Here is a 13,680-nt window from a genome sequence, read left to right as displayed (position 1 = left end):
ACAAACCTGTCGGCCGGCTCATCGAAATCCGAACGTATAGGTGCAATCGTCCCGATTTTATCACTACCTACGTGACCGCTCGCCCGATCGCGACGGCCTGGCCCATCGGCCGGGAACCAACACACGACTCATGAGCTCAGATTCACCCTCGAATGTGCTTCTCATCACGGTCGACTCGCTGCGAGCGGACGCCATCAGCCCGTACGACGACTCGCGGCACACCCCGGTCATGGACGACCTCGCCGAACGTGGTACCGTCTACGAGCAGGCCTTCGCGACCGGGAACTGGACGCCGTTTTCCTTTCCCGGAATCATGGCCTCCCAGCCAGTCTTTCGGGAGACGGGACGGATCGGTGTGGAGGGGCTCTCGCCGCTCGCGAGTGTCCTTTCCGAGGCTGGGATCGAGACGGCGGGTTTCAACGCGGCCAACGGGTTTCTCACCGACCACTGGGGGTACGACGAGGGGTTCGACAGTTTCGAGTCCTTCGTCGCGAGCGTCGGTTCGAACGCCTACAGTCGCTATCTGGCGACCCACCCCACGGTCGAAGCCTGGGTCCAACTGGCGACGGCCCCGATCCGCCGGTTGCACTCCTGGGTCCGGGGCAAGAGCGAGGACCGGCCGTTTCTCGATGCCTCCCGCATGTTCGACGTGGAAGAAGCGGCAGTCGAGGAGATCGAATCGAACGATGGACCGTCGTTTGTCTGGATCCACTACATGGACACCCACACGCCGTACGTGCCGGCCCCGCGATACATTCGGGAGGTCTCCGGCTCCCGGATCGGAACCCATCGAATGCTCCACGCACACACCCGAACGGGGCTAGGATGGGAGGTCGGGCCGAAGACCCTGGAGGAGCTCCGGATGCTCTATCAGGCGGCCGTTCGGCAGGTCGATGCGAGCATCGGCCGGCTCCTCGAGGCCGTCGAATCGAACGGTCAGGCCGGCGAGACGGCAGTGGTCCTGGCCGGCGATCACGGCGAGGAGTTTCAGGAACACGGCCACCTCGCCCACTATCCGAAACTCTACGACGAACTGATCCACGTCCCGCTAATCGTCGACGTGCCGGGCCGGCAGCCCTCGCGGGTCGACTCGGCCGTGGGACTCGACGCGATTCCGCCGACGGTGACAGACCTTCTGGACGTCGACCCGGCGGCGGACTGGTCGGGTCGCTCCCTTGTACCGAGCCTGGAGACGGGCACCGTGGATCACCCCGAACCCGTGGTCTCGGTGACGGTTCGGGGCGAATCGGTCACCAGCCAGCCGATCCCGCGCTCGCTCGAGGACGGCGACCTCTGGGTGAGCGTCCGGGACCGAGACTGGACGTATATCGAGTGTGTTCCAAAAGACAGACGCGAGCTTTATTATCGACCGACAGATCCAACTCAGCAGACGGATTTGAGTGAGGATCCTGGCGAGGAGGGGGTAGCCGTGATGGATCGGTTTGCTGGTATCGTGGCGGCTCACGCGGACGCACTGGGGGACTCGCCGGCAGACGACGAGCCCGACCCGGCCGCAAACGGTGATCTGGAGCAGCGGTTGACGGCACTCGGCTATCGGTAGATGCTCAGGTCCTTTCTCCGCGGGTTACACAGCGGTCCGGTTGCTGAACAGCTACGGCGGTTCGTGATCGTCGGTACCGTCGCGGCCGGGATCCAGCTACTCGTGCTCTGGCTGCTCGTGGACGCTGTCGGCCTGAACTACCTCCTCGGGGCCGTTATCGCCATCGAGTTTACGATCCTCTTCCAGTACGTTCTCAACAACGCCTGGACCTTCGAGGCCGCGAAGAACACGGGTCGTCGCGAATATTATGCGGGGCTGGTCAAGACCAACCTGGTCCGGGGCTCGGCGATCCCACTGCAACTCGGCGTGCTGTTCGTTCTGGTCGAGTTCGCTGCGATCCCGTATCTCCTCGCGAACGCCGTCGCGATTCTCGTCAGCGGGGTCTATCGCTTCTATCTCGACGCGCGATGGACCTGGGGACAGTAACGGGCCCAACCACTACTGGTCGGACTCCCGGGCGTTCCGAACCTCGCGGTCGGAGGTCGCGACGACCAGATCGTCCGCCAGATACCTGGTTTTCGCACCCGACTCGGTGTCGGTGACTTCGATAAACGTGTTGTCGGGCCCCCAAACGGCTCGGAGCGAGCCCAGTTCGACGGCATCGAAGCCGAATTCCGCCTCGACGAGCGCGTGAGCCAGTCTGTCTGTGTCATCTTCGCCGAATACCATCTGTTCGGTTCGGCCAACTCACCCAGTCACTGTACTTCTTTCGCACCCGCAGATTAAGGTGTCAGCCCGTGGTACTCGAAACCATGGCAGTCATTTCGACCCTTCTGACGTTGCTACGGCGGCTGCTTCTGGCCCTGGAGTCGTTAGCCGTCGTCATCGTCGTCTTCGGGCTCGTCTATCTCTTCGGGCGGTACGTTGTCGTCCCGACAGTCGATTACGCCTTCGACTCGGTCACGGCCGACGAGACGCTCAAACACACCATCCACAAAGTGACGGGGGCCGCCTTTCTGCTGCTGGGATTTTACCTGGCGCTCCCACTCTCCGGGCTCGCAACGACCCCGACTACCGTGGCAGCGATCACCGCCGGTGGCACGATCGCGGTCGGGTTCGCTTCCCGGGAGATCCTCTCGAACTTCGTCAGTGGCGTCATCCTGGTGCTAGATCCGGAGTTTCGGATCGGCGATTGGATCCGGTGGGGCGAGACGGAGGGTGTCATCGAGGCGATCGGCTTTCGAGTGACACGCGTGCACACCTTTGACAACGAACTCATCACGGTTCCGAACTCCCAGTTAACGACCAATCAGGTGTGGAACCCCGCAAACAAGGACCGACGGCGAGTTACCTGTCGGATCGGAATCGACTACGACGCCGATATCCAGACCGCCCGGGACATTTTGCTGCAGGTTGCTCTCGCCCAGGAGAGCATCGAGGATCGGCCCTCGCCAACAATTCACGTCGTGGAGTTGGCCGAATCGGATATCGGGCTCAAGGTGCTTTTCTGGATCGGGGATCCGGAACGGGCAGAGATCGTGTCGATCCAGTCGGAGTACTTCGAGCAAGCGAAGGCACAACTCGATGCGGCCGGTATCGATATGCCCTATCCGCACCGTGAGTTGACCGGGAGTGTCGCCGTTCACGATCGATCGGATTCGAATTCCGCCCGATGAGTGGCGGCCGCAGCTCGGCGGCGAATGTAAATTCATAATTATCGGGGTCCGCCAAGCTAGTTCAACGGCAATGGTCCTTGATTTCACCCCGAAGACGTTCGACGAGATTCCGCCGGAAAAACGTCCGTCGTTCGCTGAGGCACTCGTTCCAGTTGCGGGGATGATCCTGTTCCTCGCTGTGGGGATGATCTACCTGGAACTGGACCCACAGATCCCACTGCTCTGGGGGATCGTCCTGGCCGGGCTCATGGGCCGCTATTACTTCAAATACACCTGGGATGACCTCATCGGTGGCGTCGGTGAGAGCATTTTGATGGGGCTGCAGGCGGTGCTCATCCTCTTTGTCATCTACATGGTCATCGCCTCGTGGATCGACGCCGGCACGATACCGGCCATCATGTACTACGGGCTCGAATTCCTCTCGCCGAAGATCTTCCTGCCCTTTACACTCGTGTTGGCCGCCGTGGTTTCCTTCGCGATCGGGTCCTCCTGGACGACAGCCGGGACACTCGGGGTTGCGATGATTGGAATCGGATCGGGACTGGGCATTCCGGCTCCGATGACCGCCGGCGCGGTGCTCTCCGGTGCCTACACGGGAGACAAGAACTCCCCACTCTCCGATACGACCAACCTGGCCGCCGCGGTTACGAACACGGACCTGATGGATCACATCCGGGGGATGCGACCGGGCACGATGGTCGCCTTCGCGATCTCCCTGGTTCTGTTCGTCGTACTTGGCCTGAACGCCAGCGGCGCGATCCCGGTCGACCGGGTTTCGGATATTCAGCAGGCAATCGCGAGTTCCTATGTGATCTCGCCGATCGCCTTCCTGCCGCTCGTGATCACGTTCGCGCTGGCGCTGTATGGCTTCCCGGCGTTGCCCTCGCTGGGCGCGGGGATCTTTGCCGGGGTCGGCGTAAGCGTGACACTCCAGGGGCGTGGCTTCGCCGCGGCCTGGGAGGCCGTCCAGTACGGCACGGCCCCGGAGACGGGGCTGGAGCTCACGAACGAACTCCTCCAGAGCGGTGGGCTTGACGGCTCGGTCTGGGTTGTGACAATCGTTGTCGCCGCCCTCTCGTTGGGTGGAATCCTGCAGGAGACTGGGGTTCTGGCCGCAGTGGCCTACAACGTCGGACAGGCCGTCGAGAGCGTGGCTGGTCTCACGGCCGGGACGGCCGTCGGTACCTTCGCTATGAACGTGCTTGCGGCCGAACAGTACATGGCGATCGTCGTCCCGGGGATGACCCTCGGGAACCTCTATGACGAGTACGGACTGGAGAGTCGGAACCTCTCTCGAGCCGTGGAAGCGTCGGGAACGACGACGGCGGCGTTTGTCCCCTGGAGTTCCGGCGGTGTCTATATGGCCTCTGCCCTGGGGGTCCCGGTCGTCCAGTACGCGCCCTATTACTTCTTTGGCATTCTCTCGCCGCTCGTGCTCCTCTTCATGGGCGTGACTGGCTGGAAGATGTACTATCAGGAACCCGAGGCCGAGAGCGTGACGGGCACCCAGTAACTGGCCGTACCTTTTTGTCCCAAGACGGGACCAGGCGGGTGTATGTCGGCCGCAACCCACCAGATTCGCGGGCTCGAACTCGATGATGACCAGTACGAGATCGAACAGGCGCTGGTTCGGAACAAGTACGTGGCCCGGAATAGCACGGGGGACGTCGTGCTGCGTGGCTCCCAGAAGCGCCTGAAGCTAAAGGAGCAATTCCCCTTCGAAGACAGCGACGGGACCGACGTCTTCGAGGTCAAAGCCGACTCGATTGCCGACGTCGCGGGGGAGTACGCCCTGATCGACTCTCAGACCGGCGAACGGGTCGTCGTGCTCGACAACCAGTGGTCCTGGATGGGCGACCAGTGGAAGATTCGTGATCCCACAACTGAAGCCCTCATCGCCGTGATCGAGACCCAGAACAGGGCCGTGGAGTTTCTCAGACACCTCCACTCGGTATTCGGGTTCGTGCCCCATGCCTACGAGATCTCGGATCCCAGAGGGAATCACGTCGGGACCATCGAGGGCCAACTTGGACTCAAAGACCGCTATGACGTCGAGATCGAGGACGCAAGTGAGGTTCCACGGGAGCCGGTCATCGCGGCCGCGATGGTGATCGACGCGATCGAGGGGAACTGATAGCGACAAAAGCCGGGCGTTCGTAGCCGTTAGGCGGGCGTGGGCTCCTGGACCGCCGAGAGGTAGGCCGTGAGGTCGGTCTTGGTGATAATCCCGATCACCAGGTCGTCCTCGTCGACGACCGGCAGGTGTGAGATGTTCTCCTCGATCATCACGTCCGCGGCCTCCTGAATGTGGGCCTGTGGGCCGATGGTGACGACCGCGTCGGACATGTAGCGTTCGACGGTGGTCTTTGCCTTCGGTTTGCTTTCCGCGACGATTCGAATGAAGTCGGTGTTCGTGAGGATACCCTCGATCTCCCCTTCTTCGGAGGAGACGACGATCGAACCGATGTGGTTTTCCAGGAGCGTCTGGGCCGCGTCCTCGACGAAGGTGTCCGGGTTCGCGGTGATCAGCTCCGAGGTCATGAGTCGGGCGACGAAAACGTCTTCCATGCTATTGTACAACATTGGGCAACAGAGTTAATTCTTGTGATCACAGCAACCGCCGTGGGTACCGGATTGCGGCGAGAAACGAAGGACAATTCCACCGCGGGGAAGGCGGTGGAGGCGCTGCAGGATCGCAATCGGCGAAGCGGGTGAATCGGGCTTTGAGGGGCGTTTGAAGTGGGTATCGACCCGGAATCGCTAGTGTCCTCGCGCAGACAGCGGTGGGATTATATACCCGGGCCTTCTCGTTGGAAGTGGAGTACAATGGCATCCGGTACGGTTGCATTCTTCAACGAGCGGAAAGGATACGGCTTCATCGAGAGCGACGAGTCCGAAGAGGACGTTTTCTTCCACATGGAAGACGTCGGCGGGCCTGATCTGGAGGAGGGCCAGGAAGTCGAATTCGAGATCGAACAGGCAGACAAGGGCCCGCGAGCGAAGAACCTCACGCGGTTGTAGCCGAAGCCGCTCGTTGAGCGGTTTCTCAGACCACGTGGCCCTCGAAACACTTCTTTCGTAGCCCCGGCGCTATCCAGATAGCTATCCGAATAGTGCCGGCTGGCTGCAAAAGGCCTAAGAGCGCGAACAGCGTGTTTTCACTCAACAATGAGAAACGACAACCAACTCACGGGAACGGGGGCGATACCGTGGGGGTCGAGATAGCCAACGCGCCGGTCACCGACGAGTCCTTCGAGTCGATGGCCGAGTTCGTGTACGACTACCTGCAGGCAAGCGTGGAGAACGAGGGGGACGGGGGCCGGATGCGCTGGTACCCCTGGCACTCCGCCGAGTACCGGTTCAACCACATCATGAACGTGGTGGACCTGGCGACCGAGATCGCCAGAAAGGAGGGCGCAAACGTGGACGTCGTGAAGGTCGCCTCGCTGTTCCACGACATCGCCAAACTCGAGGCCGACCAGGACGTCCACGCGGAGGCCGGGGCCCGGGTCGCTCGCGAGTACCTCCAGAGCCACGCCCAGTTCCCCGACTCGTTTATCGACCAGGTGTGTCGAGCGATCGAGAACCACAGTCACCAGGGTGACCTGGACGAGGTATCCCTGGAGGCCCAGTGTCTAATCGAGGCCGACCTCCTCGACAAGGTCGGGGCAAACGGGATCACGCTCATGCTGCTCCGGATGGGCTATGAGGCCCGGACCCACATGGACGCCGCCGAGATGGTCCAGCGGGTCTTGGGGCGTGGCGAAGACGCACGGAAACGGGTCCAGAGTGACACCGCCGAATCGATCGCTCACCAGCGACTCAAGCGCGTCGCGTGGTTCCGCGAGTGGCTCGAGGGCGAGGTCTCGGAGATGAGTGTCGACGACGAGGAACTACTTAGATAACGCCCAGCGTGCTCCCGGCGTCCCAGAGGAAGGCGACGCCGAACCAGACGAGCACCGTGCCACTCCCGTAGGCGACCACCCGACCAAGCGCATCGACGGCGTTACCGGCGGTCCTGAGCGCTGCCGGGAAGGCCGTGATCCAGAGGACGATCCCGGCGAAGAACCCGGTGATCGTCAGGCCGCCGTTCATGGCTGCAAACGAGTAGCCAAACGCCTCGACTGAGCCGGGATCGAGGAGTCCGACGCCCGCTGTCAGCCACCACGTGATCTGGTAGGGATTGGTCACCGCAAGCGCGAAGGCCTTCCCGAATCCCGCCCGGGAAGCGCCGTCGCTGCCACTGAACTCACCAGCACCCTTCACAGCCCCGTAAGCGAAAAAGAACATCAACAGGCCGCCAATACCGACCATCACGCCTCTGAGGGTCGGTGCGTTCTGAATAAACGCGACCAGCCCTGCGACGGCCAGGAGGAAAAAGAGCGCGTCGGCAGTCATCGCGCCCAAACCGGCGGCAAAACCCGCTCGCCAGCCGCGGTTGACACTCTCTTCGGCGATCACCGCGTTCATCGGACCGGGTGGGGCCGCAAGCGAGAGTCCCAGGAGCGCACCGGCGACGATCGAGAGCAGCGCGACCAACATCTTGCCACCGGCTATGTGGGGCGTCGAAAAAAGGGCACCGTCACCGCGGGCGTGCTTCGAGGCGGCTTCGAAGCAGGTCCGCACCTCCGGTTCCGGTCCCCACCGCCACGACCGTCGATTCGGCCCCGATCTCGCCAGTCGAGACGAGTTCCCGGAGCCCAGCCAGTCCGGCCGCTGACTCGGGTGCCAGTTCGAGACCGGATTCACGCGCGATTGTGAGTCCCTCGTCGAGAATCACCTCGTCGGGGACGGCGACGGCCCCACCACCGCTCGCGTGGAGGGCGTCGAGTACCCACTCGCTTCCGGTCGGTTCCGGGACTTCGAGTTCGCCACAGACGGTGTCCGGGACGGTCACAGGTTCGATCGGTCGCTCCCCCTCCCAGGCGTCTACGATCGGGGCACAGCCAGTCGGCTGGACGGCATAGAGCGAGGGGAGTTCGGCGAGCAGCCCGTTCTCCCGCAAGGTCACGAGGCCGGTGTAGATCCCAACGAGGACCGTTCCAGTCCCCACGGGGACGACGACGGCGTCAGGAACTCGGTCCATCTCCGCGAGGAGTTCGAACGCGATCGTCCGATGGGCGACGTGTCGAAACGGCGCCTCGAAGGGGCCCAGTGGCGTCCCCAGCTCCAGCGCATTGCGGTCACTCCGAAGGCGGTTCTCGGTGTCTTGAAGTCGACCCTGCACGACGGTCAACGCCGCGCCGTGGACGTTCGTCATTGCCTTCCGCTCGAAGGCCGCTCGCGAGGGCAGATAGACGGTCGCGTCCAGGTCGGCCCGTGCGGCGTAGGCCGCCGCCGACTGTCCGGCCGCACCTGGTGCGGCGAGTGAAATGGCACGCACGTCGGTCCGTGCCGCCGCGGTCATCGCTAGTGACAGCCCGCGATCGACAACTGAGCCGGTGGGGTTCTGGCCCTCGTCTTTGACGAGCAGTTGGGACACACCGACCGAATCCGCCAGTTTCGGGGCATCCACGAGAGGGGTCCCACCTTCGCCCATCGTGACAGCCGCATCGCTCTCGAAGGGGAGCAATCCCTCGTAAGCCCACATCGTCTGTGGGCTCCGGCCGGCGGTTACACTCGCCAACCCAGTTTCGTCGATGTCCCAGGTGGCCGTGAGGGCGCCGCCACACGACGGGCAGTATCCTCCGACTTGTTCGGCCTCGAACGTGGTTTCACAGTTGCGACAGTGAAAGCCCGTCACCGTCCCGAACGTGTTCATACCCCCTCTGGGCCCGCGGTCGGTATGAAACGTCGGTTCGAAAAGCGGTGCCCCCGCAATTGAATGTGCTGGCCTGCGTTGATTGGTGACATGGCACGACGGACGGTCATCATGGGCGCGGCCGGCCGGGACTTTCATGACTTCAATGTCTGCTTTCGGGACGACCCGGATCGGGAGGTCGTGGCCTTCACCCGGGCCCCCAATCAGAACGTGGGCGAACTCCCGGACGTCCCGGAGCGGGCGTATCCCGCCCATCTTGCGGGGGAAAACTACCCCGAGGGAATTCCGATCGTTCCCGAGGCCAACCTTGAATCGGTCATCGAATCTCGAAACGTAGACGAGGTGGTTTTCTCCTACTCAGATGTCTCCCACGAACACGTCATGAACCAGGCCTCGCGGGCGCTCGCGGCCGGTGCTGATTTCCACATTGTCGGCCAGTCGATGATGCTCCAGGCCGAAGTGCCGGTCGTCGCCGTCGACGCGGTTCGCACCGGCTGTGGGAAATCCAGTGTCGCCCGGAAGCTCGCAGCCATACTGGGCGAATCCGTAGACGTGGCAGTCGTCCGCGAGCCGATGCCCTACGGTGACGAATTCGAGCCCGTCTCTCGCTTCGAAGAACTCGGGGAGCTCGACGACGCCGGTGTCACCATCGAAGAGCGCGAGGAGTACGAACACCACCTGGCCGCGGGCCATGTGGTCTTTGCGGGCGTGGATTACCAGGCTGTGCTTGACCAGGCTCAAGACGAGGCCGACGTGATCGTCTGGGACGGTGGCAACAACGAGTTGCCCTTCTTCGAACCGGACCTCCACGTCGTGCTCGCCGACCCGCTTCGGCCCGGCCACGAGATCCGGTATCACCCCGGCGAGACGAACCTCCGGATCGCCGATTACCTGCTCATCAACAAGGAGAACTCCGCGCGAGCGGCCGATATTCGGACGGTGGTCGAGAACGCCGTCGACCGAAACTCGGGCGTCGAGATCATCCACGCCGACTCGGTGGTCACGGTTCCCGATCCGACCCGTATCGAGGGTCAACGAGTTCTCGCTGTCGAGGACGGCCCGACGGTCACCCATGGCGGCGCGGCCTCGGGCGCGGCACTGATCGCCGCCGAGCAGTTCGGCGCGGCCGAAATCGTCGATCCGCGTCCGGGGGCCGTCGGCTCGATCGCACGGGTGTTCGAACGCTACGATCACCTGGGCCCTGTACTCCCCGCGATGGGTTACTCGCCGGAACAGATCGCGGATCTAGAACAGACGATCGCGAACGTGGACTGTGATCTGATCCTGGCCGGAACGCCGATCGATCTCGGTCGTCTCGTGGACGTGGACGTACCGATCGTCAACGTCCGATACGACGTCGAGGAGCGTGGGACGCCGACGTTACGGTCGATGGTCGAATCCCACGCCGCGGAGCTCGGTCTGTGATCGTTACTCGTAGACCGTCTCCAGGATCGCCTTCTGGACGTGCTTGCGGTTCTCGGCCTGGTCGTAGACGATGGAATTCGGGCCGTCCATCACCGCGGCGGATACCTCCTCGCCACGATGGGCGGGGAGACAGTGCATGAACGCGGCGTCGTCGGTTTCGGCCATCAGTTCCTCGGTGACCTGGAAGCCCTCGAAGTCGGCCCGTTTCGAATCCGCCTCGCCCATGCTCACGAACACGTCGGTGTAGACCGCGCGTGCCCCCTGGACCGCCTCGACGGGGTCGTTCGTCACCAGCACGTCGGCGTCGGCGACCCGTTCTTGAATGTCCTCGTCGGGTTCGTACCCGTTCGGGGTGGCGATCCGACAGGGAATGTCGAGGGTCGCACAGAGTTGCATGAGCGAGTGGGCGACGTTGTTTCCGTCGCCGACGTACGCGAGCGGGCCATCCAGGAGCCCCTTCTCCCGGAGTGTGTACCCATCGGCGAGTGCCTGGCAGGGGTGGAGTTTGTCCGTCAGCCCGTTGATGACTGGCACGTCGGCACCGTCGGCGAGTTCCAGCAAGGTCTCGTGATCGAAGAGGCGGGCCATGATCCCGCCCGCGTAGCGGGAGAGGACTGTCGCGGTGTCCAGAAGCGATTCGCCACGCGAGATCTGTGAGGATTCCTCGGCGAAGTGAATCGCGTGGCCCCCGAGTTCGGTCATGCCGGACTCGAAGGAGATCCGGGTTCGCGTCGAGGGTTTCGCGAAGAGCATCACCAGGCTCTCGTTTTGCAGGGCGTCGCCGAAGGCGTCGGGGTCGGCTTTGAGTTCGTCGGTGCGGTCGTACAGTGCGGTGATCTCCGCTTCGCTGAGGTCGTCGATGTCGAGTACGTCTTTCATGATATCATCTCACACGGCGGCCGGTCCGACTGATCGGGTTGTCACGGCTACGGGCACGCCGTTCGGTCCCATGGCTCTTGGTCGGGTTACTTGTAAAAGGATGCTGCGGTCCCGGCCAGTCTACCGGACTCAAACCACAACTCCCTTTATCCGGCGGCCGCGGAAGAAGTAGCATGACGAAGCAAACACGGTTCGACCGGCGTGATTTCCTCAAGGCCACTGGTGTGGCTGGCACTCTGACACTCACGGGCCTGGCCGGATGTTCGGGGAACGGCGAGGACGGATCGGGGACGACGACGGCAGCATCGATGGAAATCGTCGCGGGCACGGCCCCCGGCTTTCCACCCTTCGAGGAGAAGGAGGGTGAGGAACTGGTCGGCTTCGACATCGACCTGCTCGAAGCGGTCGTCGAGGCGACCGACTACGAACTCGCCGGCTGGGAGGAGTACGAGTTCGGCTCGCTCTCCCCGGCCCTGCAGAACGACAAGATCGACGTGATCGCCGCCGCGATGACGATCAACGACGAGCGGGACGAGAGCATCGACTTCTCGGACCCGTACTACGACGCCAACCAGGCGATCCTGGTGGCCAACGATTCGGACTTCTCGCCGACTGAACTGGCTGATCTCGAAGGCCAGACGCTTGGCGCTCAGAAGGGGACGACTGGTGAATCGGTCGTCCAGGACACGCTTATCCCGGACGGGATCGTCTCCGAGGATCAATACAACAGCTACGGGAACTACGTCTTTGCCGTCGAGGACCTGGTCAACGGGAACATCGACGCCGTCGTGCTCGACACGCCGGTGGCCGATTCCTTCGTCGCCGAACGGGACGTATCCGTGGCGTTCACCTACGAGACGGGTGAACAGTACGGATTCGGCGTCCGCGAGGGCGACAGCGAGCTTCAGACCGCACTGAACGACGGCCTGGCGACGGTCCAGGAGGACGGCACCTACGAGGACCTCGTCGCCAAGTGGTTCAAGTAAGGAGACGATGATCGCCACCCCTGCGAGCGCTGCCCTGCAAGCCGGCGACTGGGCCTTCGTCCTGGATAGCTGGGGGTATCTCTCTGGTGGCGTCCTCCTCACGATCGCACTCACCATCGCGAGCATCCTGCTGGGGTTCCTCGCGGGGTTCCCGTTCGGGATCATCGAGGTGTACGGCAACCGGTACCTGCAGACTCCGGTCCACCTGTTCGGGACCGTCTTCCGGGGGACGCCGCTCGTGGTGATCCTAATCTTCGCCTTTTTCGTCTTTCCCATCCAGCGTGCTTTCGTAGCCGCAATACTGGGTCTGGGACTCCGGAGTGCGGCCTACCAGAGCCAGATCTTTCGGGGGGCGCTCTCCTCGATCGACGAGGGCCAGATGGAAGCCGCCCGCTCGATCGGAATGAACCAGTTCCAGGCCATCCGGCACGTCGTCGTTCCCCAGGCACTTCGCCGTTCCATGCCGGGGTTTCAGAACGAGTTCACGATCGTCCTGAAGGACACCTCCCTGGCGTATGCGATCGGGATGGCCGAACTGCTAACTCGAACGCACGATCTCTTCGTCCAGCAGACCACCGCCGTGCTGGAACTGTTCCTGTTCGCGAGTGCGATCTATTTCGTCCTGACTTTCAGCACCAATCGGGCGCTGGATGCCCTACAGAATTACTTCGCGATCCCCGACGGTGATATCAGATGAGCGAGCCACTCCTCCGGATCGAGAACCTGCAGAAGAGCTACGGCGACGAGGAAGTGTTACACGACATCTCCTTCGAGATGGACGAGGGCGATGCCTTCGTCTTGATCGGCCCCAGTGGCAGCGGCAAGTCGACGCTGCTGCGCTGTGTTAACCGCCTGACCGAACCTGACGGCGGCGACATCTACCTCGACGGCGAACTAACGAGTGACTCGGACTACGATGTCGATCAGTTGCGTCGCGAGGTCGGCATGGTGTTCCAGGACATCAACCTCTTTGCACACCTCACGGCTCTCGAGAACATCACGCTGGGCCTGAAGAAGGTCGCCGGAATGGACGAAGCGAGCGCCGAAGCCAGGGCGCGGGCCGAACTCGAACAGGTCGGGCTGGCCGACCAGGCCGACTCCTACCCGGCGGAGCTCTCCGGTGGCCAGCAACAGCGTGTGGGGATCGCCCGCGCGCTGGCGATGGATCCCAAGCTGATGCTCTTCGACGAACCGACGAGTTCGCTGGACCCGGAACTCACCGGCGAGGTCGTCGAGGTGATGCGAGACCTGGCCGAAGAGGGGATGACGATGCTCGTGGTCACCCACGAGATGGGTTTTGCCCGGTCCGCGGCGACACAGATGCTGTTCCTGGAGGATGGGAGTCTCGTCGAGCAGGGACCGCCGGAACAGCTCTTTGACGCGCCCGAAGAAGCGCGGACGGGCCAGTTCCTCAAACGGATTACCGAGGCCGAGTCCTCGGGATCACTCTAA

At 62.9% G+C, this 13,680-nt stretch carries 16 protein-coding genes; 11 read left to right on the top strand and 5 right to left on the bottom strand.

From position 1 onward, the window contains the following. Positions 1-130: 130 nt before the first annotated feature. The gene (locus RH831_RS08555; RefSeq protein ID WP_310553781.1) at positions 131-1,561 is read left to right on the top strand and encodes a sulfatase; all 1,431 of its coding nucleotides are present in this window, start codon (positions 131-133) and stop codon (positions 1,559-1,561) included. Further along, a complete protein-coding gene (locus RH831_RS08550; RefSeq protein ID WP_310553780.1) occupies positions 1,562-1,987 on the top strand; it encodes a GtrA family protein in 426 nt (141 codons plus the stop codon). Positions 1,988-1,999: 12 nt separating this feature from the next. On the opposite strand, the gene RH831_RS08545 is transcribed toward RH831_RS08550, so the two are convergent. Next, positions 2,000-2,230 carry a hypothetical protein gene (locus tag RH831_RS08545; protein WP_310553779.1) on the bottom strand — a complete coding sequence of 77 codons (231 nt, stop codon included), beginning with the start codon at positions 2,228-2,230 and terminating at the stop codon, positions 2,000-2,002. Positions 2,231-2,313: 83 nt separating this feature from the next. Here RH831_RS08545 and RH831_RS08540 point away from each other — a divergent pair, with 83 nt between their 5' ends. The 3 genes from RH831_RS08540 (at position 2,314) to RH831_RS08530 (ending at position 5,311) form a co-directional block, all read left to right on the top strand. Beyond that, positions 2,314-3,177: a mechanosensitive ion channel family protein gene (locus RH831_RS08540; RefSeq protein WP_310553778.1), complete on the top strand. Its 864-nt coding sequence runs from the start codon at positions 2,314-2,316 to the stop codon at positions 3,175-3,177. Positions 3,178-3,247: 70 nt separating this feature from the next. Further along, the gene (gene nhaC, locus RH831_RS08535; protein ID WP_310553777.1) at positions 3,248-4,690 is read left to right on the top strand and encodes a Na+/H+ antiporter NhaC; all 1,443 of its coding nucleotides are present in this window, start codon (positions 3,248-3,250) and stop codon (positions 4,688-4,690) included. 42 nt (positions 4,691-4,732) lie between these two features. After that, positions 4,733-5,311 carry a hypothetical protein gene (locus RH831_RS08530; protein ID WP_310553776.1) on the top strand — a complete coding sequence of 193 codons (579 nt, stop codon included), beginning with the start codon at positions 4,733-4,735 and terminating at the stop codon, positions 5,309-5,311. A 29-nt stretch (positions 5,312-5,340) separates the two neighbouring features. Here RH831_RS08530 and RH831_RS08525 read toward each other — a convergent pair whose 3' ends face one another. Then, positions 5,341-5,745: a CBS domain-containing protein gene (locus RH831_RS08525; protein WP_310553775.1), complete on the bottom strand. Its 405-nt coding sequence runs from the start codon at positions 5,743-5,745 to the stop codon at positions 5,341-5,343. Positions 5,746-6,003: 258 nt separating this feature from the next. On the opposite strand from RH831_RS08525, the gene RH831_RS08520 reads away from it, so the two are divergent. Together RH831_RS08520 and RH831_RS08515 are read left to right on the top strand one after the other, a co-directional pair. Then, the gene (locus tag RH831_RS08520) at positions 6,004-6,198 is read left to right on the top strand and encodes a cold-shock protein (RefSeq protein ID WP_070364894.1); all 195 of its coding nucleotides are present in this window, start codon (positions 6,004-6,006) and stop codon (positions 6,196-6,198) included. 188 nt (positions 6,199-6,386) lie between these two features. Next, positions 6,387-7,082 (top strand): HD domain-containing protein, encoded by a 696-nt coding sequence (locus tag RH831_RS08515; protein ID WP_310553774.1) that lies wholly within the window; start codon positions 6,387-6,389, stop codon positions 7,080-7,082. Here the strand turns inward: RH831_RS08515 and RH831_RS08510 are convergent. Together RH831_RS08510 and RH831_RS08505 are read right to left on the bottom strand one after the other, a co-directional pair. Beyond that, positions 7,075-7,719 (bottom strand): LysE family transporter, encoded by a 645-nt coding sequence (locus RH831_RS08510; RefSeq protein WP_310553773.1) that lies wholly within the window; start codon positions 7,717-7,719, stop codon positions 7,075-7,077. The genes RH831_RS08515 and RH831_RS08510 overlap by 8 nt on opposite strands. Before the next feature lie 40 nt (positions 7,720-7,759). Further along, on the bottom strand, positions 7,760-8,938 hold the full coding sequence (locus RH831_RS08505; RefSeq protein ID WP_310553772.1) for a pyridoxal-phosphate dependent enzyme: 1,179 nt from the start codon (positions 8,936-8,938) through the stop codon (positions 7,760-7,762). Between the two features lie 90 nt (positions 8,939-9,028). Here RH831_RS08505 and RH831_RS08500 point away from each other — a divergent pair, with 90 nt between their 5' ends. Next, entirely contained in the window at positions 9,029-10,363 is a 1,335-nt protein-coding gene (locus RH831_RS08500) for a GTPase (protein WP_310553771.1), read from the top strand. 3 nt (positions 10,364-10,366) lie between these two features. On the opposite strand, the gene argF is transcribed toward RH831_RS08500, so the two are convergent. After that, positions 10,367-11,242, bottom strand: coding sequence for an ornithine carbamoyltransferase (argF, locus tag RH831_RS08495; protein WP_310553770.1), 876 nt, complete (start codon positions 11,240-11,242; stop codon positions 10,367-10,369). A 173-nt stretch (positions 11,243-11,415) separates the two neighbouring features. Here argF and RH831_RS08490 point away from each other — a divergent pair, with 173 nt between their 5' ends. The 3 genes from RH831_RS08490 to RH831_RS08480 are packed head-to-tail and all read left to right on the top strand — an operon-like array spanning position 11,416 to position 13,680. Continuing rightward, complete coding sequence (locus RH831_RS08490) at positions 11,416-12,228, top strand: transporter substrate-binding domain-containing protein (protein ID WP_310553769.1); 813 nt, start codon at positions 11,416-11,418, stop codon at positions 12,226-12,228. A 7-nt stretch (positions 12,229-12,235) separates the two neighbouring features. After that, complete coding sequence (locus RH831_RS08485) at positions 12,236-12,925, top strand: amino acid ABC transporter permease (protein WP_070364900.1); 690 nt, start codon at positions 12,236-12,238, stop codon at positions 12,923-12,925. Further along, positions 12,922-13,680 carry an amino acid ABC transporter ATP-binding protein gene (locus tag RH831_RS08480; protein ID WP_070364901.1) on the top strand — a complete coding sequence of 253 codons (759 nt, stop codon included), beginning with the start codon at positions 12,922-12,924 and terminating at the stop codon, positions 13,678-13,680. The genes RH831_RS08485 and RH831_RS08480 overlap by 4 nt, the downstream gene beginning before the upstream one ends.

Origin of the sequence: Halodesulfurarchaeum sp. HSR-GB, from assembly GCF_031432215.1 — an archaeon.
In the GTDB taxonomy this organism is placed as follows: domain Archaea; phylum Halobacteriota; class Halobacteria; order Halobacteriales; family Halobacteriaceae; genus Halodesulfurarchaeum.
The sequence above is the reverse complement of the archived record's forward strand: the minus strand, read 5'-3'. Positions and strand labels throughout refer to the sequence as shown.

Excerpts from the sequence above, each read along its gene's own strand:
- RH831_RS08555 (WP_310553781.1), top strand. The coding sequence starts at position 131 with ATGAGCTCAGATTCACCCTCGAATGTGCTTCTCATCACGGTCGACTCG.
- RH831_RS08550 (WP_310553780.1), top strand. The coding sequence starts at position 1,562 with ATGCTCAGGTCCTTTCTCCGCGGGTTACACAGCGGTCCGGTTGCTGAA.
- RH831_RS08545 (WP_310553779.1), bottom strand. The coding sequence starts at position 2,230 with ATGGTATTCGGCGAAGATGACACAGACAGACTGGCTCACGCGCTCGTC.
- RH831_RS08540 (WP_310553778.1), top strand. The coding sequence starts at position 2,314 with ATGGCAGTCATTTCGACCCTTCTGACGTTGCTACGGCGGCTGCTTCTG.
- nhaC (WP_310553777.1), top strand. The coding sequence starts at position 3,248 with ATGGTCCTTGATTTCACCCCGAAGACGTTCGACGAGATTCCGCCGGAA.
- RH831_RS08530 (WP_310553776.1), top strand. The coding sequence starts at position 4,733 with ATGTCGGCCGCAACCCACCAGATTCGCGGGCTCGAACTCGATGATGAC.
- RH831_RS08525 (WP_310553775.1), bottom strand. The coding sequence starts at position 5,745 with ATGGAAGACGTTTTCGTCGCCCGACTCATGACCTCGGAGCTGATCACC.
- RH831_RS08520 (WP_070364894.1), top strand. The coding sequence starts at position 6,004 with ATGGCATCCGGTACGGTTGCATTCTTCAACGAGCGGAAAGGATACGGC.
- RH831_RS08510 (WP_310553773.1), bottom strand. The coding sequence starts at position 7,719 with ATGTTGGTCGCGCTGCTCTCGATCGTCGCCGGTGCGCTCCTGGGACTC.
- RH831_RS08505 (WP_310553772.1), bottom strand. The coding sequence starts at position 8,938 with ATGAACACGTTCGGGACGGTGACGGGCTTTCACTGTCGCAACTGTGAA.
- RH831_RS08500 (WP_310553771.1), top strand. The coding sequence starts at position 9,029 with ATGGCACGACGGACGGTCATCATGGGCGCGGCCGGCCGGGACTTTCAT.
- argF (WP_310553770.1), bottom strand. The coding sequence starts at position 11,242 with ATGAAAGACGTACTCGACATCGACGACCTCAGCGAAGCGGAGATCACC.
- RH831_RS08490 (WP_310553769.1), top strand. The coding sequence starts at position 11,416 with ATGACGAAGCAAACACGGTTCGACCGGCGTGATTTCCTCAAGGCCACT.
- RH831_RS08485 (WP_070364900.1), top strand. The coding sequence starts at position 12,236 with ATGATCGCCACCCCTGCGAGCGCTGCCCTGCAAGCCGGCGACTGGGCC.
- RH831_RS08480 (WP_070364901.1), top strand. The coding sequence starts at position 12,922 with ATGAGCGAGCCACTCCTCCGGATCGAGAACCTGCAGAAGAGCTACGGC.